Raw genomic sequence first — 21,801 nt, forward strand, 5'->3', positions numbered from 1 at the left:
TCGACATCCGTGGAAAAAAGATGACAGGAGCGGCAGGGCGGCGCTAACCTGAAATGACTGTGTCCCAGGACACAGCATGGGGTACTCCCCTACAGATGGCCTCCCGGCGTCAGGAACACCATGTCTGCAACCACAACCCGCCCCGCGGGCCACGACCTCAAAACCACCGTGGCCACCTCGTTCGACCACTGGCGACACCTCGTGGCGGAATCCTTCGTGCCGCTGGCGGCTGAGACCGGTGACGCCGATGCATTCCGCGGCAGGATGCGCTCCCGTGTGGTGGACCGCATGTGCATCGTGGAGGTGTCGGCTACGGGCCACAGCGTGCACCGGACGCCGGCCCTGCTGGCACAGTCAGACCAGCGCTACTTCAAGCTCAACCTCCAGCTGGAGGGCACCGGCCTCCTGGTCCAGGACAACCGCGAGGCCCTGCTGCGCCCCGGCGACCTGGCCATTTACGACACCAACCGCCCGTACACCCTGGCCTTCGAAGACCAGGCAAGGGTGCTGGTGGTCATGTTTCCGCACGAGGCACTGTCGCTGCCCTCCGAATATGTGGGGCAGCTTTCGGCGGCGCGGCTGGCCGCCGGCCACGGCCTGACGAGCATTGTGGGGCCGTTCATCACCCAGCTCGCCGCGAACCTTGAAGCCCTCAACGGTCCCAGCGGCACCAGGCTGGCGGCAAACGCCCTGGACCTCGTCTCGACCATGCTCCACTCGGAGCTGGACCTGGCCCAGGACCGCATGAAGCCGCAGACCCTGCTGGCAACCTCGGTCCGCGAATACATCGAAGCAAACCTCGCCGACCCGCAGCTTTCGCCGGCCAGCATTGCGGCGGCCCATTTCATTTCCACCCGACACCTGCACAACGTCTTTCACGAATCGGGCACCACGGTTGCCAGCTGGATCAGGAGCCAGCGGCTGGAGCACACCAGGCGGGACCTTCGTGATCCGCTACACTCCGGCGTGTCAGTGGGGGCCGTCGCCGCCCGCTGGGGCTTCGTGGATGCTGCGCATTTCAGCCGCACGTTCCGCGACGCATATGGCCAGTCCCCCAGCGACTGGCGCCGAGGCGCCTGAATCCCGGCAACACCGGCAACCCCGGCAACCCCGGCAGGCCTGACGCAGCCCCACGCGGCGCCGATGCAGCCCGATCGGCCTGCTAGATCAGCCCCTGCGCGAGCATGGCGTCAGCCACTTTGACGAAGCCGGCGATGTTCGCGCCCAGCACATAGTTGCCCGGGTCCCCGTATTCATCAGCGGTCGAGGCGCAGCGCTCGTGGATCCCCACCATGATGTCCGCGAGGCGCTGTTCGGTGTGTTCGAAGGACCAGGAGTCACGGCTCGCATTCTGCTGCATTTCAAGGGCTGACGTGGCCACCCCTCCGGCGTTGGCCGCCTTGCCCGGGGCAAACAGCACACCGGCGTCCTGGAACACCGCCACGGCTTCGCGGGTGGACGGCATGTTTGCGCCCTCGCCAACAGCGAGCAGACCGCCCCGCACCAGCCGGGCCGCCGCGTCGCCGTCGAGTTCGTTCTGGGTCGCGCAGGGCAGGGCCACCGTGGCATTGACGTCCCACACTGAGCCGCCGTCGACATACGACACGCCCGGGCGCCGGACTTCATAGTCCTTGAGGCGCCCTCGTTCCACTTCCTTGATCCGGCGAAGAAGGCCGACGTCGATTCCTGCCTCGTCCACGATGTAGCCGGAGGAATCGGAGCAGGCAACTACGACGGCGCCGAGTGCCTGTGCCTTGGCGATCGCATTGATGGCCACGTTCCCGGATCCTGAGACCACCACGCGCTGCCCGTCGAAGGACGTTCCGCGGGTCTTCAGCATCTCCTCGGTGAAGATCACCGTGCCGAATCCAGTGGCTTCGGGCCTGACCAGGGAACCGCCCCAGGAAATGCCCTTGCCGGTGAGGACGCCGGATTCGTAGCGGTTGGTGATGCGCTTGTACTGGCCGAAGAGGTAGCCGATTTCGCGGCCGCCCACACCGATGTCTCCGGCCGGAACATCGGTGTATTCGCCGATATGGCGGTACAGCTCGGTCATGAAGGACTGGCAGAAACGCATGACCTCGGCATCGCTACGGCCCCGCGGATCGAAGTCGGAGCCGCCCTTGCCCCCGCCGATCGGCATTCCGGTCAGGGCATTTTTGAAGATCTGCTCGAAGCCGAGGAACTTCACGATGCCCAGGTATACGGAGGGGTGGAAGCGCAGGCCGCCCTTGTAGGGCCCCAGCGCGGAGTTGAACTCCACGCGGAAGCCGCGGTTGATCTGCACGCGGCCGGAATCATCGGTCCAGGGCACGCGGAAAATGATCTGCCGTTCGGGCTCGCACAACCGCTCGAGGACGGCCCCTTCGAGGAATTCAGGGTGGCGGTCGTGGACCGGGCCGAGGCTTTCAAACACCTCGGTCACCGCCTGGTGGAACTCGGCTTCGCCCGGGTTCCGGGCCAGGACAGTGTCCCTGATGGCCTCGAGCCGTGCATCCATGATGACTCCTTACGTCGAACCGGGCGCGGGAAGTCTCCGGCATATGTCAGAACGGCATCCTTTTATTGAAACTTCAACATATCCAATTGTGACTGCGCCGGCCGCGCATGGCTAATCAGCTTCCACTAACCTCCGTATTGTGACATTTTATTTCCATGAAACGAAAATTGTGATCCCGGTTCGCGGTTCGGCGGGGGACTTCTGATGGCCAACATTTGTCTGCTTCTCTCCGGAGCCGCGCTCCTGCTCAACGGCCTCGCGGCGCTGGATCTCGTCCCCCGCCGGGATGCTGCCGTGTTCAGCCTGGTCATCGGCAGCACCCAGCTGGTCCTTGGTGTCACGTATTTGGGCGCCAGTTCTCCAGGGGTTGACGGCGGCGGCCCACAACTGCTCCTCGGGGCCGCCGGGATGTTCCTCTTCGGGCTGACGTACGTCTACGTGGGGCTGGACTACCTGCTGGCACTCGGCTCCAGGGGGCTCGGCTGGTTCTGCGGCCTGGTAGGTGCGTGCGGACTCCTGCTCGCTGCGGCGTGGTCCGGGGAGGATCCGTTCCTGGCCGTCCTGTGGCTTTGCTGGACCTACCTGTGGCTGCTCTTCTTCCTACAGTTGACCCTTGGCTTCGGGGGGCTGGGGCCGCTCATCGGCTGGTCGCTGGTCCTCACCAGCCAGGCGTCCGCCACAGTGCCGGCGCTCCTGGGTATCACCGGACATTGGCCCGCCGCTCCCGAGCCGGCAGCGGCGGCAGCATCCCTCCTGGCGCTGTTGCTGCTGGCGCTGTTGCTGCTGGCCGGCGGCCTCGCCTGGCGCGGACGCCAATCCGCCGCCCGCGCCGCTGCAGCCCGCGCCGATACCGCCACCGCTGCCGCCGTCGAACGCCCGTTACCCGGCGAGCTCAGGCTCTAGGATCCGGACGCGCTTCTCCACCCGGATCTCCACCAGCACTCCGGCCAGGAAAACCACGGGGACGGCCGCCAGCAGCCCCGCCGCCGTTTCCGCACTTCCGCCGATCAGTGAGGTGAAGTTGCTGACCACCAGGTAGAGGACCCACCCCAGCAGCACGGAGGCGAGCGCCGGGGCGATGAGCGTCTGCCAGTGCTGTCCGGCCACCCGCTCCCGGCGGAAATAGCCGACGACGGCGAGCGAGCACAGCATGTACAGCACCAGCAGCGCCGCGACGGCAAGGCCGCTGAACCAAGAGAACAGCGTCAGTACCGGATCCAGTCCCAGCAGCGCAAACGGCGCCACGAGAAGCACGGCCACCGCCGTCTGGATCCAGGCCGCGGTTGCGGGCGCGCGGTGCCTGTTGGTCCGGGCCACGACGGCCGGCATGGAACCGCGCAACGCCAGTGAATGAAGGTAGCGGTTGATGCCGTTGTGGAAGGCAATGATGCCGGCCAGCAGGGAGGTCACCAGCAGGACTCCGGCGGTGACGCCCGCCCACGGTCCGAACAGTTCCACGATGGGGCCGATCACGAAGGATGTGGCGTCGCCCGATTCCAGGGCGGCTCCCGCAGCGGCCACTACCTGTGAAGGTCCGTAGAAGCTGACCAGCATCCAGGTGATGAAGGAGAAGAAGACGGCGATGATGCCCACGGAGAGATAGGTGGCCCGTGCGACCGTGCGGTGCGGGTCCTTGGCCTCGGCGGAGTAAATGGCCGTGGATTCAAAACCGAACATAGAGGCGACGGCAAACATGATGGCAACGCCCGGAGCGCCACTGGCAATGGCCTCCGGCGCAAACGAGGCGGCGATGTTCAGGCCTTCGGGTCCGCCGCCGCGGAAGAGGACGGAAAAGCCAAACATCAGGAGAATCGCCACTTCCAGGCCCACCAGAACAGCCAGAACGCGGGCACCAAGTTCGATGTTCATGGAGCCCAGGACCTGGACGCCGGCCATGGTTACGAATGCGAGCAGCCACCAGGGAACAGCGATCCCGGCAGATACCAGCAGCCCGGAGAAGGCCGCCCCGTACAGCCCGTACATCGCTGCCTGCACGGTGCTGTAGGCCAGCAGGGCAAGCCATGCCGCGCCGGCACCGACCTTGCGTCCGAACGCCGCCGTGACATAGGCGTAAAAGGCGCCGTTGGTCTGCACCTTCCGGCTCATGGCGACGAAGCCGACGGCGAAGATAACAATGACGAGACCGACGATGAGATAGGCGCCGGGGGCGCCGGCACCGTTGCCGAGCGCGGCGGCCAGCGGGGCTGCTCCGACGATGCCGGTCAGCGGGGCCTGCGCGGACAGGACGAAGAACAGGATGCCCAGGACTCCGATGCTTCCTGCGCGCAGGGCGGTGGAGTGCTCTGGGCGGGAACCTGGTTCTGCGGTCCGGGATTCGGGATTCGAAATACTCATTGGATCCTTCTTGTCGGTCATGAGTGCTGGGGATGTTCTGGGCCGGTGCGAAACGCCTGCGGTGCCGGGCTTCCTTGCCCCTGGCTTAACGGATGGGGTGCGCCTGTGGGATGCGCCATGAAATCCAGAATGGCACCGGAGTCCGGCTGCGCCTTGTCGTGCAGCGATCAGTTGTTGTCCCTGAGCGCAGTCACGCCCGGGGCCGCTGGTTTGCCAGCAGGGACGCAGCATCGTTGGCAGCTTCCATGCCGCTCTCGATTGCACCGTCAATAAACCCGCCCCAGCCGTTGGCGATATCGGAACCGGCAAAAAGGACCCTGCCGTGGGCCGCCTGCATGGCGGGAAGGTAGGTCGAGAGGTAACCGGTGCGGTGCATGGACCAGGTTTCACCGGACAGCGGGTCATCCACCCAGTTGTGGCTGGCTACTGTGGCAACCTCGGCTCCCGGCACGAGGCGCGTGAGCTGTTCCTGGACGGCGGCCGGATTCTCAACGTCGATCTTTGAGGCGTCAGGGCCAAAACCGACGGCGATCGTGTCGCCGTCGAGCGCGTATTCGACCTGGAAGAAATTCAAGGGCCAGTCGGCGCCCCCAGCGCAACGAAGGGGGCATGTTCGGCGCGGAGCCTGAACCAGACCTTCGCACCCCGGGAGACCTGGCCCAGGCTGGAGCCTTCGGCTTTGGCCGCGGGCAGCGGCGGCTCGAAGGCCACCGCCTTGAGGGCATGCAGCGGAACGGTGATAATCGCCGACCGGGCCAGCACTATCCGCCCGTCCGTACTGCGGATGCTGACCGCGCCGGCGTATTCCGCAACAGCTTCCACGGTGAAGCCATGCTCCATGCCGGCCCCCGAGTCCGCGAACATTGCAGCAGCCAGGGCGGCAGTGCCGCCAACGATCTTGTAGGTGGCGCACGCTTCGAAGTTCACCGCCCAGTCGCCATTGGTCAGGGCAACGTCGAGGTGGTGGCCCGGACCCTGTTTGCTTCCTTTGATGGCCTGGTTCTCCAGTATCTGGCCGGGGTGGACCGCGCCGTCATCGCCGCTGCGCTGGAAGAAGTTCACGACATGCTGCTGCTCCGGACCGGCACGGGCGGGCGGGCGTAGCCGGCGCCCTCGAGCAGCTGTTCGCCTGAGGTCAAGAGCCGTTCGCGGATACACAAGACGGCGCAGGACCAGCCGGGCAGACTCGAGACACAGCCTCAGGCCACGCTGGCCGTGCGCACCACCTACTCGAAGTGGAGTACCCATGGAAACTTACGACGCCCTGCTGGCCTCGATCACCCCGGCCGCCGGCGAGACCCGGACCATCCTTGACCCTGCCACCGGCACCGTTGTCGGCGAAGCACCCGTCCACACCGTTGAAGACCTCGAGGCGGCCATCGCCGCCGCCCAGGCAGCCCAGCCGGCCTGGGCAGCCCTGGGCCACGGCGCCCGGTCCGCCGCGCTGCTCAAAGCAGCCGACGCCGTTGAACGCTCTGCCGAAGAACTCGCCCGCCTGCTCTCCCGCGAGCAGGGCAAACCGCTCAACGGCCCGAACGCCCGCTTCGAAGTCGGCGCCTGCGCCGCCTGGCTGCGCGCCGCAGCCACAACCCCGCTGGAACCGGAAACCGTCGTGGACGACGGCCAAACCTACGCCGAACTGCACTACCGCCCCATCGGGATCGTCGGCGCCATCGGCCCCTGGAACTGGCCCATGATGATCACCATCTGGCAGATCGCCCCCGCCCTGCGGATGGGCAACGCCGTCGTGGTCAAACCCTCGAAGATGACCCCGCTGTCCGTCCTGGCCTTGGCCAAGGTCCTCAACGAGGAACTCCCCGAAGGCCTCCTCACCGTGGTCTCCGGCGACCGCAAGGTCGGCGCCCGCCTGGCCGAACACCCCGCCATCGGCAAGGTCATGTTCACCGGCTCCACCGATGCCGGCAGGGAGATCATCAAGTCCTCCGCGGGCACCGTCAAACGCCTCACCCTCGAACTCGGCGGCAACGACGCCGGCATCGTGCTGCCCGACGCCGATCCCAAAGCCATCGCCCAGGACCTCTTCTGGGGCGCCTTCATCAACACCGGCCAGACCTGCGCCGCCCTCAAGCGGCTCTACGTCCACGACGAAATCTACGACGCCGTCTGCGAAGAGCTCACCAAGGTCGCCGCGGCCATGCCCATGGGCGTCGGGCTCGACGAGAACAACGTCCTCGGCCCGCTGCAAAACAGGGCGCAGTACGACGTCGTGGCCCGCCTCGTCGAGGCCGCCCGCGACTCCGGCGCGCGCGTGCTCGTCGGCGGCAACCCGGACACCGAGCAGCCCGGCTACTTCTACCCCACCACGCTCGTCGCGGACATCGACAACGACAACCCGCTCGTCGGCGAGGAACAGTTCGGCCCCGCGCTGCCGATCATCCGCTACAGCACCATCGACGAAGCCGTGGAAAAGGCCAATGCGCTCGACGTCGGACTCGGCGCCTCCATCTGGTCCCCGAACCTCCCCGAAGCCCGCAAGGTCGCCGCCCGCATCCAGGCCGGTACCGTCTGGATCAACAAGCACGGCGCTGTGGACCCCCGCGTCCCGTTCGGCGGCGCCAAGCAATCCGGCTACGGCCTGGAATTCGGCGTTGAGGGCCTCAAAGCCGTCGGCGTTCCCCAGGTCATCAACGGCTAAGGAGCCGCCCCGCCGGGCAACATGAGGGCACCACACACCGGAAGCCGCCGTCGCAAAACGCGACGGCGGCTTCTTACTGCCGGCACAATGCGACGTTAATCACATGCCGGACCGGCTGCGGCGGCGCGGCAGACAGGATGTTTGCGCAGGTCACCGGGTGGATAGCTGTGGCTGCCGGCCCGCGCGGCCCTGGAGCGGCCGGCCTGATGCCGGCTTGCGGCCATTATTACGAATTAGTAACGTTACGAACTGGCCCACGGCCTGGCCCGGACATCGGGCCCCGGACGCCCGATCTTTGGGGCCGGATGCGACGAGCAGCACAAGGCTGCTCGGGTCCCTGACAGGGACTTCAAGAAGCTTCAGGCGCGCGTCACCACCTCGATGTGGCTGCCGCGTGCGCCTGTCTATCCCCCGGAGGGGTTTTTTTGTTCAACAAGAAACTGGCCACAGTAATCACGGTTGGCGCGCTGTCCCTGACCGGATGCGGCCTTGCCCCCACAGGCGTCGGGGCCTCAGCCCCTGACGCCTCAAGCGAGGGACTGTCCGCCCAGGCCGCGCCGGCCACCACGGGCAAGGCCACCGCCCCGGCACTCAAGGCTGCTCCGAAGCCAAGCACCAAGGCTCCGGCCGCCAAGGCTCCCGCTGCCAAGCCTGAACTGGCGCCTGCGAGCGCACCGAAGCCGGCAGTCGCCCCGGCCGCCGCACCCCAGCCGGCACCGAAGCCGGCCGCTAAGCCGGCACCGGCAAAGGCGCCCGTGGCCCCGCAGGGCAACGCCCTACCCGCCGCCAACGTGGCGGCGGCACCCGCTGCCGGCAACGGGAAGCAGGCCGCGACCACGCTGGGCTGGGGTCCTGTTGTGGCCGGTGACGAATTCTCCAACACCGGCGCGCCGGATCCCGCCAAGTGGGGCGTCTACGACAGCGCCGGCCACGCCGGGAACGGCATCCGCAGCCCCAAGGCATGGTCAGTGGCGAACGGTGTGGCCACAGTTACGGGCGACTCGGCCGGAACCACCGGTGGCATGTCCGCAAAGTTTGCACGGCAGAAGTACGGACGCTGGGAAACCCGCATGAAGACGAACGCCCGGGACCCGCAGTACCACCCGGTCCTGATCCTCTGGCCCACCAAGCCGTCCTCCACGTGTGACGAGATCGACTACGCCGAGGGCGGCGGCAACACCTCCAAGATCAAGTTCTTCCTGCACTACGAATGCGGCGGCTCGAACTTCCAGACGCAGTCGTCCTACGCCGTTGACACCACGCAGTGGCACAACTACGCGGTCGAGTGGACTCCCGCCGGCATCACCGGCTACGTCGACGGAGTGAAGACCTTCACTGACACGAACCCGGCACACCAGCCCTCCGGCGCCATGCAGCAGACGCTGCAGCTTGACTGGTTCCCCAACGGCGGTGCCACTGCCCCCTCGCAGATGCAGGTCGACTGGGTCCGCGTCTACAAGTAGGCCGGCACAGTACTAAGGCAGCAGTACCAAAGCAGCACAAAGGATGCCGGCGCCCGTCAGGGGCGCCGGCATCCTTTTTGTTGGAATGACCGTTAGTGCGTCACAGCCGGCGCAGCCTGCTCCTCTGTATCTGCTGCAAGGGAGACGCCCTTGGTTTCCTTGACCAGGGTGACGCCGATGAACGAAATCACGCAGAGCCCCATGATGTAGAGGCCAATGGAGCCTGACCAGCCGGTCTCCTTGAACAGTGCTTCGGCAAGGAGCGGGGCGAAGGCGCCGCCAAGAATCGAGCCGAGGGCATAGCCGATTCCGATGCCGGAGTAGCGGACGCTGGCGGGGAACATCTCCGCGTACATGGCTGACATCGGTCCGTAGGAGAGGCCCAGTCCGACGGTGAGGATGAAAATCGCCGCACCGTACGCCCAGATATTGCGGGTGTCGATCAGCAGGAACATCGGGATCATCCAGGCGAAGATGAGCACGTAGCCGATCTGGAAGGTCCGGACCCTGCCGATCCTGTCCGAGAGCGCCCCGCCGTACAGCGTGAACACGAGCCACCCGAACGAGGCGAGCAGCGTGGCCAGCAGCACAGGCGACGCCTCCATCTTCAGGGTCTTCTGGGCGTAGGAGGACAGGAAGGCGATCACGAGGTATCCGGCAGCGTTGTTGCCGATGAAGATGACAGCGGCCAGGACCACCTGCACCTTATTCGTCCGCAGCAGCTGCGTGAGCGGCGTGGCCGATTCGCGCTTGCGCTCCACCATCTCCTTGAAGACCGGGCTTTCCGACACCGCGGACCGGATGAAGTATCCGAGCACGATCAGGGCGACGGACAGCAGGAACGGTATCCGCCATCCCCATTCCAGGAACTGCTCCGGGGACATGGAGAGCCGGAGCAGAAAGAGCACCAGCGTCGCCAGGATCATGCCGACCGGGACACCGATCTGCGGGTAGGCACCCCAGAAGCCGCGCTTGTTCACGGGCGCGTGTTCCACTGCCATCAGGGCTGCGCCACCCCATTCGCCGCCGGCCGAGAATCCCTGCAGAATGCGCAGGACCATCAGCAGGACCGGAGCCCAGACGCCGATCTGGGCATAGGTGGGGAGCAATCCGATCAGGGCAGTGGACGCACCCATCATCACCAGGGTGAAGACGAGCATGGCCTTCCGGCCGACCCTGTCACCCAGGCGCCCGGCGATCACCGCGCCCAAAGGCCGGAAGAAGAAGCTGACACCGATGGTTGCCCAGGAGACCAGCTGGGCCAGGCCGGGACTGTCGGTGTCCAGGGGTTTGAAGTAGAGGTTGGCGAAGACGATTCCCGCTGCCTGCGCGAAGATGAAAAAGTCGTACCACTCAATGGTGGTGCCGACCATGGTGCCGGCGACGACGCGGCGGTCGTCCTGGCTCATGCGCTGGCGGCGCGGGGGTGCACCCGCGGTTTGGGACGATGACATTAAAACTCCTTTGTTTTAGCGCTGCCGCTTAGGCGGACCGCAGCCGGTCCGGCAGGAGGGGCGCGAAGAACGCGGCGAGCTCGGCAGTCGCCGTCAGGGGCAGGACATTCGCCACATACTGGTCCGGGCGCACCACCACGACGACGCCGCCGCGGTCGATGCCGCGCAGTTCGAAGATGTCGGACGCCGGGTCGATGGCGAAGACCTTCTCCAGGTAGGTCAGCTGGAACGGGCCCACCTGCGGCTTGAAGGCCGCCGGAACGGCATTGATGTCGATGTTCGTGTGGTCCTGCTGGTAGATCACCTTCACGTCGAACCATGCGTCAGCGTCAGCGCCCGACGGCGTGGCCGCCAGCGGCGAGTCCGGTGAGTTCGCGAGCCACTCGGCGAAGTGATCGGTGGGCGTTCCCGTATTCTGCTGTCCCGTACCCTGCTGCCCCGAAACGGGCGCTGCGGCGTCGGCGAAGACGTAAATCCGCCACCGGCCGTCGGCCTTGGCCTGGTGGCCGAGGTGCAGCGGGTTGGTGTCGCAGACCCGCACAACGGGCGCGGACTTGAAGCGCTTGCCGATCGGGAAACCGGTGGCCAGATCCTGGTGCGTGGCCTCGGCAACGATCATCGACGGTGCGTATTCCGTCATGAAGCCCGCGGGGAACTCGGCGGTGCGCACGTAGAAGTCCTCCAGTTCGGAGGGGTTCTCAAACTCCTCCGGCTTCTTCGCCATGAGCGTCGACCACACCTTGTCGAAGTCGATGAGGTTCTTCGCCACGACCTGGCGCTCTGCTGAGTAGGTGGAGAGCAGGCTTTCCGGGCTGCGGCCCTCGAGCACATGGCCCAGCTTCCAGCCGATGTTGAAGCCATCCTGCATGGAGACGTTCATGCCCTGGCCCGCCTTGGCGCTGTGCGTGTGGCAGGCGTCGCCGGTGATGAAAACGCGCGGCGTGCGGGTGCCGAGTTCCTGCGGGAGGACGTCGTCGAACCTGTCGGTGAGGCGGTGGCCCACCTCATACACGCTGTGCCAGGCGACGTCGCGCACGTCGAGTGTGTAGGGGTGGATGATGGCGTTGGCCTTGGCAATGATCTGCTCGATGGTGGTCTTGCGGACGGCCCCGTGGTCGTCTGCCGGGACCTCGCCAAGGTCGACGTACATCCTGAAGAGATGGCCGCCCTCGCGCGGGATCAGCAGGATGCTGCCGCCGTCGTGGGACTGGATGGCGCACTTGAGGCGGATGTCGGGGAAGTCCGTGGAGGCCAGCACGTCCATGACGCCCCACGCATGGTTGGCCTGGTCGCCGGCCATGGTGCAGCCGATGGACGTGCGGACCTTGCTGCGGGCGCCGTCGGCGCCGACGACGTACTTGGCCCGAACTGTCCGTTCCCGGCCCTCGTCGGGGCCAGCGGTGTGGGCCAGCGTCACGGTGACCGGGTACTCGCCCTCTCCGGTGACCTCCAGTCCGCGGAACTCCAGGCCGTAGTCGGGGGTCATGCGGGTGGGTGAAATGGCCATGACCTCGGCGAAGTAGTCCAGCACGCGGGCCTGGTTGACGATGAGGTGCGGGAATTCACTGATGCCGGCGGGATCGTCCAGGGTGCGGGCGGTGCGGACGATGTTCGCTGGGTTCTCGGTGTCCGGCTTCCAGAACGCCATCTCGGTGATCCGGTACGCCTCGGCGATGATGCGCTCGGCGAAGCCGAAGGCCTGGAACGTCTCGACGCTGCGGGCCTGGATGCCGTCGGCCTGGCCGATGGCAAGCCGGCCGGGCCGGCGCTCCACGATGCGTGTGGTGATGCCCGGGAACTGGGACAACTGGGCGGCGGCAAGCATGCCGGCGGGGCCGGAGCCCACGATGAGCACGTCCACTTCGTCGGGAAGCTGCGCGGGCCGGTCGATGCCGACGCCGGCGGCCGGCTGGACTCGGGGGTCACCGGATACGTAACCGTGGTGGTGGAACTGCACGGGCTTTCCTCACTTCACTGTGTGGCTGTCGTTCGCCGTTAAGGCTGATCGATATTAGAACTCAGAGTTCTATATTCGAAACATCGGATGTGAATCACCACTGTACGGCAGATGTGACCGGGACGACAAGTGGCCGATTTTTCGGCCTGAGGGGGTGTTGACGGATCCTGGAATCCGGGCCATAGTGTTTCGTATACGATTTCGTACTCGATGAGGAGTAACTCTTGGAACAGGTCAATGACCACCTCCTGGCCGCGGCCCGCAAGGTCATCGCGGTGCACATTAACTACCCCAGCCGGGCGGCGCAGCGCGGCCGCACGCCGGAGCAGCCCTCCTACTTCCTCAAGCCGTCGTCGTCGCTGGCCCTTGGCTCGGCAGCATCCCCGTCAACCGTGGAGCGGCCGGCCGGTTGCGAGCTGCTTGGCTATGAAGGCGAGATCGCCCTGATCATCGGCAAGCCGGCGCGCCGCGTCGGCCTCGAGGACGCCTGGAGCCACGTCGAGTGGGTCACCGCCAGCAACGACCTGGGCGTCTATGACCTCCGTTACGCGGACAAGGGCTCCAATCTCCGGTCCAAGGGCGGCGACGGCTTCACCCCGGTCGGCCCGGGACTGATCCCCGCCGACGCCGTGGATCCCGCCAAACTGCGCATCCGCACCTGGCACAACGGCGAACTCGTCCAGGACGACACCACCGGGGACCTCCTCTTCCCGTTCGCCCGGCTCGTGGCGGACCTGTCCCAGCTGCTGACCCTCGAAGAGGGGGACATCATCCTGACCGGCACACCGGCGGGCGCCTCCGTCGCCAACCCCGGCGACGTCGTCGAGGTTGAAGTCAGTGCCGCCGGTTCAGAGGACGGCGGACTGACCACCGGCCGCCTTGTCACCCGGGTGGAGGAAGGTTCGACGCCGTTCGCTGACTTTGGCGCCCAGCCCAAGACGGATGATCTGCAGCGGGAGGAAGCCTACGGCTCGCGGGAGGCGGCAGGCCTCTCGCCCGTCGGGCATGACGAGGCACCGGCGACGCCCGCCCTCTCCCCCTCGCTGAAGGCGAAGCTCGAAAGCGTCTGCACCGCAACCCTGTCCTCCCAGCTGCGCAAGCGCGGCCTGAACAACGTCAGCATCGACGGCCTGACCTCCACACGGCCGGACAGGCGGATTGTGGGACTGGCCCGGACACTGCGCTACGTGCCCAACCGCGAGGACCTGTTCAAGGCCCACGGCGGCGGTTTCAATGCCCAGAAGAAGGCCATCGACACTGTCAACGAGGGCGAGATCCTGGTGATGGAGGCCCGCGGCGAAAAGGGCACCGGCACCATCGGCGACATCCTGGCCCTGCGTGCCCAGGTCCGCGGCGCCGCAGCCATCATCACCGACGGCGGGGTCCGTGACTTCTCGGCCGTGGCCGCCATGGACATGCCCACCTACTATTCCAACCCGCATCCGGCCGTGCTCGGACGCCGGCACATCCCCTGGGACACGGACATCACCATCGCCTGCGGCGGCACCACGGTGCAGCCGGGCGACATCATCGTGGCGGACTCTGACGGCATCCTGGTGATCCCGCCGGCCCTTGCCGAGGAACTTGCTGACGACTCCATCGCCCAGGAACGCGAGGAAGTCTTCATCGCCGAGATGGTGGAGCAGGGCCACAGCGTGGACGGACTCTACCCGCTGAACGCCGAATGGCGTGCCAAGTATGAGCAATGGGAAGCAGGCAAGGCCAATGACTGAGACCGCCACCGCCATCGGCAGCAAGTCCGAGCAGGCCTACAAAGCCGTGAAGGGCCGCATCGTCGACGGGACGTACTCCCCCGGCTATCGCCTGGTGCTGGCCAAGATCGCCGAAGACCTGGGCGTCAGCGTGGTCCCGGTCCGCGAGGCAATCCGCCGGCTCGAAGCAGAGGGGCTGGTGAAGTTCGAGCGGAACGTCGGCGCCACGGTGTCCGGGATCGATCCCACCGAATACCTCTACACAATGCAGACCCTGAGCATCGTCGAGGGCGCGGCCACCGCACTGTCAGCTCCACTGATCGGAGAAGCGGACATCGCCCGTGCCCGTGCAGTGAACGAGGACATGCGTGCCTGCCTGCAGCATTTTGATCCGGTCCGGTTTACGCAACTGAACCAGGACTTCCACAGCGTCCTGTTCGAACACTGCCCCAACCCGCACATCCTGGACCTGGTCCAGCGGGGCTGGAACCGGCTGGCATCCCTGCGGTCGTCCACGTTCCGCTTCGTCCCCGGCAGGGCGCACCAGTCCGTGGACGAACACGAAGCCCTCCTGAAACTCATTGAAAGCGGCGCCGACGCCGACACCATCGAAAAAGCAGCACGGCTCCACCGCAGCGCAACCCTGGACGCCTATTTGGCCTCCGCAAGCGACCACCAGACCCCACAGCAGTAAGGAAGAAAACGATGACGTTCGCTGCCGAAGCAACCAAGACGCACTACACCCCCGAAAACCTGCCCACCCACATCCAGCACTACATCAACGGCAAGTTCGTTGACTCCGTGGGCGGGAAGACCTTCGACGTCCTGGACCCGGTGTCCAACACCAACTACGCCACCGCCGCGGCGGGCCAGAAGGAGGACATCGACCTCGCCGTGGCCGCCGCCCGCGAAGCGTTCACCAACGGCCCGTGGCCGAAGATGAAGCCGCGGGAGCGTGCTCGGGTTCTGAACAGGATTGCCGACGCCGTCGAAGCCCAGGAAGCGCGCCTCGCCGAACTCGAAACCTTCGACACCGGCCTGCCGATCACCCAGGCCAAGGGCCAGGCCCTGCGCGCGGCGGAGAACTTCCGCTTCTTCGCGGACCTCATTGTGGCGCAGTTTGATGACGCCATGAAGGTCCCCGGTTCACAGATCAACTACGTGAACCGCAAGCCGATCGGCGTCGCCGGCCTCATCACCCCGTGGAACACCCCGTTCATGCTGGAATCCTGGAAGCTCGCCCCCGCCCTGGCCACCGGCAACACCGTGGTCCTCAAGCCCGCCGAATTCACCCCGCTCTCGGCCTCGCTCTGGGCCACGATCTTCAAGGACGCCGGGCTCCCGGATGGTGTGTTCAACCTGGTCAACGGCCTCGGCGAGGAAGCCGGCGACGCCCTGGTCAAGCACCCGGACGTCCCGCTGATCTCCTTCACCGGCGAAACCACCACCGGCCAGACGATCTTCCGCAACGCCGCCGCCAACCTCAAGGGCCTGTCCATGGAACTCGGCGGCAAGTCCCCCTGCGTCGTGTTCGCCGACGCCGACCTTGACGCCGCGATCGACTCCGCCCTGTTCGGTGTCTTCTCCCTCAACGGCGAACGTTGCACCGCCGGCTCCCGCATCCTCGTGGAGCGCGGCATCTACGACGAGTTCTGCGAAAAGTACGCGGCCCGCGCGAAGAACATCGTCGTAGGCGATCCGCACGACCCCAAGACCCAAGTGGGTGCACTGGTCCACCCGGAGCACTACGAGAAAGTGGCCTCCTACGTGGAGATCGGCAAGTCCGAAGGCCGGCTGCTGGCCGGCGGCGGGCGGCCGGAGGGCCTCCCGGAGGGCAACTACATCGCACCCACGGTGTTCGCCGACGTCGCCCCCGACGCGCGGATCTTCCAGGAGGAGATTTTCGGCCCCGTCGTCGCGATCACCCCGTTCGAGAACGACGACGAGGCGCTCGCCCTGGCGAACAACACGAAGTACGGCCTGGCGGCCTACATCTGGACGCAGAACCTGACCCGGGCCCACAACTTCTCCCAGAACGTGGAGGCCGGCATGGTGTGGCTGAACAGCCACAACGTCCGCGACCTGCGCACCCCGTTCGGCGGCGTCAAGGCCTCCGGCCTGGGCCACGAGGGCGGCTACCGCTCCATCGACTTCTACACCGACCAGCAGGCCGTTCACATCACGCTCGGTTCCGTCCACACGCCGAAATTCGGCGCGTAATTCCAGACCCCCTTTCAACGAAGAGAGAATCCCATGAACAACCAGGTTTCGCAGAACAACGTCATCCCCAAGCCCTCCGTCCCGGCCCCCGACATCGTCCGCTGCGCCTACCTCGAACTGGTGGTCACCGACCTGGCCAAGTCCCGCGCCTTCTACGTGGATCTGCTGGGCCTGCACGTCACGGAGGAGGACGAGAACAGCATCTACCTGCGCTCCTTCGAGGAGTTCATCCACCACAACCTGGTGCTGCGCAAGGGTCCCGTGGCCGCTGCCGCGGCGTTCGCGTACCGCGTGAAGTCCCCGGAGGAAGTGGACGCCGCCGAGGCGTACTACAAGGAACTGGGCTGCCGGACCGAGCGCCGCAAGGACGGCTTCACCAAGGGCGTGGGCGATTCCGTCCGCGTCGAGGACCCGCTGGGCTTCCCGTATGAGTTCTTCTACGAGGTGGAGCACGTGGAGCGCCTCACCCAGCGCTACGACCTCTACTCCGCCGGCGAACTGGTCCGCCTGGACCACTTCAACCAGGTCACCCCGGACGTCCCCCGCGGCCGCAAGTACCTGGAAGACCTCGGCTTCCGCGTCTCCGAGGACATCAAGGACTCCGACGGCGTCACGTACGCCGCCTGGATGCACCGCAAACAGACCGTGCACGACACCGCGCTCACCGGCGGCAACGGCCCCCGCCTGCACCACATCGCGTTCGCCACGCACGAAAAGCACAACATCATCCAGATCTGCGACAAGATGGGCGCCCTGCGCATCTCCGACCGGATCGAACGCGGCCCCGGGCGGCACGGCGTCTCCAACGCCTTCTATCTCTACATCCTGGACCCGGACGGCCACCGCGTGGAGATCTACACCCAGGACTACTACACCGGCGACCCGGACAACCCCACGGTCACCTGGGACGTGCACGACAACCAGCGCCGCGACTGGTGGGGCAACCCCGTCGTCCCGTCCTGGTACACCGAGGCCTCCCTGGTCCTGGACCTCGACGGCAACCCGCAGCCCGTCATCGAGCGTACCGACGCATCCGAAATGGCCGTGACCGTGGGCGCCGACGGCTTCTCCTACACGCGTAAAGAGGAATCCGGTGAAGCCGTGGAGGGCTTCAAGCTCGGAGCCCAGGTCTAGCCTGACAGCATGGCCGGTCCCGCACCGCAGGTGCGGGCCGGCCGCCTGCCAGCCAACACCGACCCCGCAGGATCATTGAGGAGCGCATCAATGCTTGACCCGAAGACAATCGAGGCGATCGCCGACGAACTCGTGGAGGCCGGCCGGTCCCGGACTCCGATACCCCGCCTGACTGCCCGTTATCCGGACATGACGGTGGAGGATTCTTACGCGGTCCAGCAGCTGTGGCGCCGCCGCAACGAGGACGCCGGCCGGACCCTGGTGGGCCGCAAGATCGGCCTCACGTCCAAGGCCATGCAGGCTGCCACCGGCATCACCGAACCGGACTACGGCGCCATCTTCGATGACATGGTGCTGGAAACCGGCTGCTCGGTGGAGTGGGACCAGTACACCCATCCGCGGGTGGAGGTGGAGCTGGCGTTCGTCCTGAAGGACAGCCTCAAAGGCCCTGGCTGCACCATCTTCGATGTCCTGAACGCCACGGACTACGTGGTTCCGGCCCTTGAGATCCTCGATTCCCGGATTGAGATGGAGGGCCGGACCATCGTAGACACCATCTCCGACAATGCGGCCATGGGCGCCATGGTGGTGGGCGGCCGGCCGGTGAAACCGGACGCCGTCGACCTCCGCTGGGTCTCGGCCATCCTCTACAAGAACCAGACCGTGGAGGAAACCGGAGTGGCCGCAGGCGTCCTGGACCACCCGGCCAACGGCGTGCACTGGCTGGCCAACAAGATCGCCGCCCACGGCGACAGCATGAAGGCCGGCGACATCATCCTGGCCGGCTCCTTCACCCGGCCCCTCTGGGTTTACAAGGGCGACACCGTCCACGCCGACTACGGACCGCTGGGGAGTGTGACATGCCGTTTCGTCTAGAAGACACCTTCCGCGACGCCCTCGCCGCGGCCAACCGGCCGCTGGCCGGGATGTGGGTGTGCTCGGGCAGCCCGCTGGTGGCCGAGATCTGTGCCGGGTCCGGCCTGGACTGGCTGCTGGTCGACGCCGAGCACAGCCCCAACGGCCTCGAATCCATCCTTGCCCAGCTCCAGGCGATCCACGGCTACCCCGTCCACACCCTGGTCCGCCCGCCGGTGAATGACGTGGTGGTGATCAAGCAGTATCTGGACCTGGGCGTGCAGAACCTGCTGGTCCCCATGGTCAATTCCGTATCGGAGGCGGAGGCGGCCGTGGCCGCCACCCGCTACCCGCCCCAGGGTGTCCGCGGAGTGGGTTCCGCGCTGGCCCGGGCCGCACGCTGGAACCGGGTCCCGGACTACCTTGCCCGCGCCAACGGGACCATCAGCGTCACTGTCCAGATCGAATCGACCGCAGCCGTGGATGCGGTGGAGGACATCCTGAAGGTCGACGGCGTGGACGCCATCTTCGTCGGCCCCTCCGACCTCGCCGCGTCCATGGGCGTGCTGGGCCAGCAGGAACACCCCGAGGTGCGCGCCGCCGTCGAACACTGCCTGGCCGCCGCAAAAGCGGCGGGGAAGCCCGCCGGCGTGAACGCCTTCGCCCCCGCCACGGCCCGCGCCTACCTCGACGCGGGTGCCGCCTTCATCCTGGTCGGCGCCGACGTCGCCCTGCTGGCACGGGGCTCCGAGGCACTCGCCGCCGAATATGTCCAGCGGTCCGACGGCGACACTCCGGCCAGCTACTGACTTGCCGACAATAAATCCTAAGGACTCCCTCATGACCGTTTCCGCGATCTCCCCTGCCATCTCACCCGAGCGTGAAGCCGCCCTCCTCGCCTCCGTGCCCACCGGCCTGCTGATCGGCGGGCAGTGGCTGGACGCGTCCGACGGCGGCACATTCGATGTCCACGACCCCGCCACCGGGGAGGGACTCGCCACCCTCGCCTCCGCCACCAGCGAGGACGCCCTCGCCGCGCTCGATGCAGCGGACGCCGCCCAGGCATCCTGGGCCCGCACGGCCCCGCGTGTGCGGGCAGAGATCCTCCGCCGGGCCTTCGACCTGGTCACCGCACGCGCCGAGGACTTCGCGCTGCTGATGACCCTGGAAATGGGCAAACCGCTGCCCGAAGCCCGCGGCGAGGTCACCTACGGCGCCGAGTTCCTGCGCTGGTTCTCCGAAGAAACCGTCCGCGACTACGGCCACTACCTCACCACCCCCGAGGGCAAGAACAAGATCCTCGTCCAGAACAAACCCGTCGGCCCCTGCCTGCTCATCACGCCCTGGAACTTCCCGCTCGCCATGGCAACCCGCAAGGTCGCCCCCGCCGTCGCCGCAGGCTGCACCATGGTCCTCAAACCCGCCAAACTCACCCCGCTCACCGCCCAGTACTTCGCGCAGACCATGCTCGACGCCGGACTTCCCGCCGGCGTCCTCAACGTCGTCGCCTCCTCCAGCGCCTCCGGCATCTCCGGGCCGCTCCTGAAGGACTCCCGGCTGCGGAAGGTCTCCTTCACCGGCTCCACCCCCGTGGGCAAACGCCTCATGGCCGACGCCGCCCAGAACGTCCTGCGCACCTCCATGGAACTCGGCGGCAACGCCCCGTTCATCGTCTTCGAAGACGCTGATCTGGATGCCGCCGTCGAAGGGGCCATGGCCGCCAAAATGCGGAACATGGGCGAGGCCTGCACCGCCGCCAACCGCTTCCTCGTCCAGGAATCCGTCGCCGCAGAATTCACACAGAAGTTCGCCGCCGCCATGGGCGCCCTCACTACCGGCCGCGGCACCGACCCCACCACCCAGGTAGGACCCCTCATCGACGCCGGCGCGCGCGACGACGTGCACGCCCTGGTGGCCGCCGCTATCGACGCCGGAGCCACCCCCGTCACCGGCGGCGCGCCGGTGGACGGGCCCGGCTACTTTTACCAGCCCACCGTTCTCGGCGGCGTCCCCAACGACGCAGCGATCCTGGGCCAGGAAATTTTCGGCCCCGTCGCTCCGGTGACCACGTTCACCACGGAGGAGGACGCGATCCGGCTGGCCAACGCCAGCGAGTACGGCCTCGCCTCCTACGTTTACAGCCGGGACTTCAACAGGCTGCTGCGTGTGGCCGAACAGATTGAGTTCGGCATGGTGGGCTTCAACGCCGGGGTCATCTCCAACGCCGCAGCACCCTTCGGCGGCGTCAAGCAATCCGGCCTCGGCCGCGAAGGCGGCTCCGAAGGCATCGCCGAATACACCACCACCCAATACATCGGCATCGCCGACCCCTGGGCCGGCAGGGCATAACCGGTGGGCGGCGTTCCGGTGGCGGCGACAGGAGCCGGCCGTGACTGAGGGTGAAGCGTTGGCCATTCGGTTCAACGAATGCATCAGTGCGAGGGACGTGGAGGGGCTCGCCAACCTCATGTCGGAGGACCACACGTTCGTCGATACCGCCGGCACCGCAATCGCCGGACGGGCCGCTTGCCTGGACGCCTGGCGGGCCTTCTTCGGCGCCTACCCGGAATACCGGAACGTGTTCGACGCCGTGACGACGCAGGGCAGGGTCGTTGCCATCGCCGGGTATTCCGTCTGTCCCGGTCATCCCGAACTGGAGGGGCCCGCACTGTGGTCGGCGGTCGTCCAAGGCGACCGGCTCTCCGAGTGGCGCGTCTATGACGACAGCCCGGAAACGCGCCGCCGTTTGGGCCTGGAAGGCGACTGACACTACCCATTGTGGCTGCAGCGGTTGCGGGCATAGTGACCCCGGCCGCAGCGGCGGCCTCCGCTGGTGGGGCAGAATGGAACCCATGACCCTTACGACGTTCGCCCTTGTCCGCCATGGCCAGACAGACTGGAACGCGCAGCGCCGGCTGCAGGGATCCACCGACATTCCGCTCAACGACGTCGGCCGCGGCCAGGCGCGCGACGCCGTCGCCGCCCTGTCCGGCTACGAGTGGGACGCGATCGTGTCCTCGCCGCTGAGCCGTGCCGCGGAAACCGCCGACCTGATTGCCGCCGGGCTGGGGCTCACCGTGGCCCGGCGAGTGCCGGAGCTCGTGGAGCGGAGCTTCGGGCCCGCGGAGGGCATGCAGGACGGCCCTGAGCTGGACGCCCTGCGCATCCCCGGTGGTTTCCGCGGGGCGGAGACCGATGACGAGGCGGCCTGCCGCGGGTTGACCGCGCTGGAGGCACTCGCCGAGGAGTTCCGCGGACGCCGCGTCCTGGTCGTCGCCCACGGCACGCTCCTGCGCGTGGCCCTCAGCCGTGCCACCGGACGCACGCTGGAAAGCATCGACAACGCCGTGCTCAACCTTGCCCACCACCATGCCGTTGACGGCTGGCAGCTCGAATACTTCAACGGCGAGCCGGTGCTCACTGCCGTCCAGGGCTGACCGGCACCATTCCGGGCACTCCGCGGTTCCCCGGTCCCGCAGCGCCGCCCGCTGAAAA

General features: G+C 66.8%; 19 protein-coding genes. 13 read left to right on the forward strand and 6 right to left on the reverse strand.

Annotated features, from left to right (window positions below):
- Window positions 1–120: 120 nt before the first annotated feature.
- Window positions 121–1,080 carry an AraC-like ligand-binding domain-containing protein gene (locus tag AC5RUM_RS02490; RefSeq protein WP_494033444.1) on the forward strand — a complete coding sequence of 320 codons (960 nt, stop codon included), beginning with the start codon at window positions 121–123 and terminating at the stop codon, window positions 1,078–1,080.
- An 82-nt stretch (window positions 1,081–1,162) separates the two neighbouring features.
- Here AC5RUM_RS02490 and gdhA read toward each other — a convergent pair whose 3' ends face one another.
- Window positions 1,163–2,500: an NADP-specific glutamate dehydrogenase gene (gdhA, locus tag AC5RUM_RS02495; protein WP_494033445.1), complete on the reverse strand. Its 1,338-nt coding sequence runs from the start codon at window positions 2,498–2,500 to the stop codon at window positions 1,163–1,165.
- A gap of 204 nt (window positions 2,501–2,704) precedes the next feature.
- Here gdhA and AC5RUM_RS02500 point away from each other — a divergent pair, with 204 nt between their 5' ends.
- Window positions 2,705–3,403, forward strand: a complete 699-nt coding sequence (locus AC5RUM_RS02500; protein WP_494033446.1) for an AmiS/UreI family transporter — start codon at window positions 2,705–2,707, stop codon at window positions 3,401–3,403.
- Here AC5RUM_RS02500 and AC5RUM_RS02505 read toward each other — a convergent pair.
- The 3 genes from AC5RUM_RS02505 to AC5RUM_RS02515 form a co-directional block, all read right to left on the reverse strand.
- Window positions 3,380–4,855: an APC family permease gene (locus AC5RUM_RS02505; RefSeq protein ID WP_494033447.1), complete on the reverse strand. Its 1,476-nt coding sequence runs from the start codon at window positions 4,853–4,855 to the stop codon at window positions 3,380–3,382. The two genes, AC5RUM_RS02500 and AC5RUM_RS02505, sit on opposite strands and share 24 nt — an antisense overlap.
- A gap of 190 nt (window positions 4,856–5,045) precedes the next feature.
- Window positions 5,046–5,429 carry an FAD-dependent oxidoreductase gene (locus tag AC5RUM_RS02510; RefSeq protein ID WP_494033448.1) on the reverse strand — a complete coding sequence of 128 codons (384 nt, stop codon included), beginning with the start codon at window positions 5,427–5,429 and terminating at the stop codon, window positions 5,046–5,048.
- Window positions 5,426–5,917 (reverse strand): FAD-dependent oxidoreductase, encoded by a 492-nt coding sequence (locus AC5RUM_RS02515; RefSeq protein ID WP_494033449.1) that lies wholly within the window; start codon window positions 5,915–5,917, stop codon window positions 5,426–5,428. Before AC5RUM_RS02515 ends, AC5RUM_RS02510 begins: the two co-directional genes overlap by 4 nt.
- Window positions 5,918–6,101: 184 nt before the next feature.
- Here AC5RUM_RS02515 and AC5RUM_RS02520 point away from each other — a divergent pair, with 184 nt between their 5' ends.
- On the forward strand, window positions 6,102–7,511 hold the full coding sequence (locus tag AC5RUM_RS02520; protein ID WP_494033450.1) for an aldehyde dehydrogenase family protein: 1,410 nt from the start codon (window positions 6,102–6,104) through the stop codon (window positions 7,509–7,511).
- Window positions 7,512–7,936: 425 nt separating this feature from the next.
- Window positions 7,937–8,974 (forward strand): glycoside hydrolase family 16 protein, encoded by a 1,038-nt coding sequence (locus tag AC5RUM_RS02525; RefSeq protein ID WP_494033451.1) that lies wholly within the window; start codon window positions 7,937–7,939, stop codon window positions 8,972–8,974.
- A gap of 92 nt (window positions 8,975–9,066) precedes the next feature.
- On the opposite strand, the gene AC5RUM_RS02530 is transcribed toward AC5RUM_RS02525, so the two are convergent.
- Both AC5RUM_RS02530 and AC5RUM_RS02535 read right to left on the reverse strand, forming a co-directional pair.
- Entirely contained in the window at window positions 9,067–10,428 is a 1,362-nt protein-coding gene (locus tag AC5RUM_RS02530) for an MFS transporter (RefSeq protein WP_494033452.1), read from the reverse strand.
- A 28-nt stretch (window positions 10,429–10,456) separates the two neighbouring features.
- On the reverse strand, window positions 10,457–12,385 hold the full coding sequence (locus tag AC5RUM_RS02535; RefSeq protein ID WP_494033453.1) for an FAD-binding monooxygenase: 1,929 nt from the start codon (window positions 12,383–12,385) through the stop codon (window positions 10,457–10,459).
- A 224-nt stretch (window positions 12,386–12,609) separates the two neighbouring features.
- Between AC5RUM_RS02535 and AC5RUM_RS02540 the strand changes: the two genes are divergently transcribed.
- From AC5RUM_RS02540 to AC5RUM_RS02580, 9 genes are all read left to right on the forward strand, one after another.
- A complete protein-coding gene (locus tag AC5RUM_RS02540) occupies window positions 12,610–14,118 on the forward strand; it encodes a fumarylacetoacetate hydrolase family protein (protein ID WP_494033454.1) in 1,509 nt (502 codons plus the stop codon).
- Window positions 14,111–14,791 (forward strand): GntR family transcriptional regulator, encoded by a 681-nt coding sequence (locus AC5RUM_RS02545; RefSeq protein WP_494033455.1) that lies wholly within the window; start codon window positions 14,111–14,113, stop codon window positions 14,789–14,791. The genes AC5RUM_RS02540 and AC5RUM_RS02545 overlap by 8 nt, the downstream gene beginning before the upstream one ends.
- A gap of 11 nt (window positions 14,792–14,802) precedes the next feature.
- Window positions 14,803–16,317, forward strand: coding sequence for a 5-carboxymethyl-2-hydroxymuconate semialdehyde dehydrogenase (gene hpaE, locus AC5RUM_RS02550; protein WP_494033456.1), 1,515 nt, complete (start codon window positions 14,803–14,805; stop codon window positions 16,315–16,317).
- A gap of 33 nt (window positions 16,318–16,350) precedes the next feature.
- Entirely contained in the window at window positions 16,351–17,451 is a 1,101-nt protein-coding gene (gene hpaD, locus AC5RUM_RS02555) for a 3,4-dihydroxyphenylacetate 2,3-dioxygenase (RefSeq protein WP_494033457.1), read from the forward strand.
- Window positions 17,452–17,541: 90 nt separating this feature from the next.
- Window positions 17,542–18,327, forward strand: a complete 786-nt coding sequence (gene hpaH, locus AC5RUM_RS02560; protein WP_494033871.1) for a 2-oxo-hept-4-ene-1,7-dioate hydratase — start codon at window positions 17,542–17,544, stop codon at window positions 18,325–18,327.
- Window positions 18,312–19,115 (forward strand): HpcH/HpaI aldolase family protein, encoded by an 804-nt coding sequence (locus AC5RUM_RS02565; protein ID WP_494033458.1) that lies wholly within the window; start codon window positions 18,312–18,314, stop codon window positions 19,113–19,115. Before hpaH ends, AC5RUM_RS02565 begins: the two co-directional genes overlap by 16 nt.
- 31 nt (window positions 19,116–19,146) lie before the next feature.
- Complete coding sequence (locus AC5RUM_RS02570) at window positions 19,147–20,655, forward strand: NAD-dependent succinate-semialdehyde dehydrogenase (protein ID WP_494033459.1); 1,509 nt, start codon at window positions 19,147–19,149, stop codon at window positions 20,653–20,655.
- Between the two features lie 40 nt (window positions 20,656–20,695).
- Window positions 20,696–21,073: a nuclear transport factor 2 family protein gene (locus AC5RUM_RS02575; protein ID WP_494033460.1), complete on the forward strand. Its 378-nt coding sequence runs from the start codon at window positions 20,696–20,698 to the stop codon at window positions 21,071–21,073.
- An 85-nt stretch (window positions 21,074–21,158) separates the two neighbouring features.
- On the forward strand, window positions 21,159–21,743 hold the full coding sequence (locus AC5RUM_RS02580; protein WP_494033461.1) for a histidine phosphatase family protein: 585 nt from the start codon (window positions 21,159–21,161) through the stop codon (window positions 21,741–21,743).
- The last annotated feature ends 58 nt before the right edge of the window (window positions 21,744–21,801 follow it).

It is taken from the genome of Arthrobacter sp. B2060 (assembly GCF_059090445.1).

Coding starts and splice junctions, on each gene's coding strand:
- hpaE (WP_494033456.1), top strand. CDS start 14,803: ATGACGTTCGCTGCCGAAGCAACCAAGACGCACTACACCCCCGAAAAC.
- AC5RUM_RS02580 (WP_494033461.1), top strand. CDS start 21,159: ATGACCCTTACGACGTTCGCCCTTGTCCGCCATGGCCAGACAGACTGG.
- hpaH (WP_494033871.1), top strand. CDS start 17,542: ATGCTTGACCCGAAGACAATCGAGGCGATCGCCGACGAACTCGTGGAG.
- AC5RUM_RS02545 (WP_494033455.1), top strand. CDS start 14,111: ATGACTGAGACCGCCACCGCCATCGGCAGCAAGTCCGAGCAGGCCTAC.
- hpaD (WP_494033457.1), top strand. CDS start 16,351: ATGAACAACCAGGTTTCGCAGAACAACGTCATCCCCAAGCCCTCCGTC.
- AC5RUM_RS02490 (WP_494033444.1), top strand. CDS start 121: ATGTCTGCAACCACAACCCGCCCCGCGGGCCACGACCTCAAAACCACC.
- AC5RUM_RS02530 (WP_494033452.1), bottom strand. CDS start 10,428: ATGTCATCGTCCCAAACCGCGGGTGCACCCCCGCGCCGCCAGCGCATG.
- AC5RUM_RS02500 (WP_494033446.1), top strand. CDS start 2,705: ATGGCCAACATTTGTCTGCTTCTCTCCGGAGCCGCGCTCCTGCTCAAC.
- AC5RUM_RS02565 (WP_494033458.1), top strand. CDS start 18,312: ATGCCGTTTCGTCTAGAAGACACCTTCCGCGACGCCCTCGCCGCGGCC.
- gdhA (WP_494033445.1), bottom strand. CDS start 2,500: ATGGATGCACGGCTCGAGGCCATCAGGGACACTGTCCTGGCCCGGAAC.
- AC5RUM_RS02505 (WP_494033447.1), bottom strand. CDS start 4,855: ATGAGTATTTCGAATCCCGAATCCCGGACCGCAGAACCAGGTTCCCGC.
- AC5RUM_RS02520 (WP_494033450.1), top strand. CDS start 6,102: ATGGAAACTTACGACGCCCTGCTGGCCTCGATCACCCCGGCCGCCGGC.
- AC5RUM_RS02570 (WP_494033459.1), top strand. CDS start 19,147: ATGACCGTTTCCGCGATCTCCCCTGCCATCTCACCCGAGCGTGAAGCC.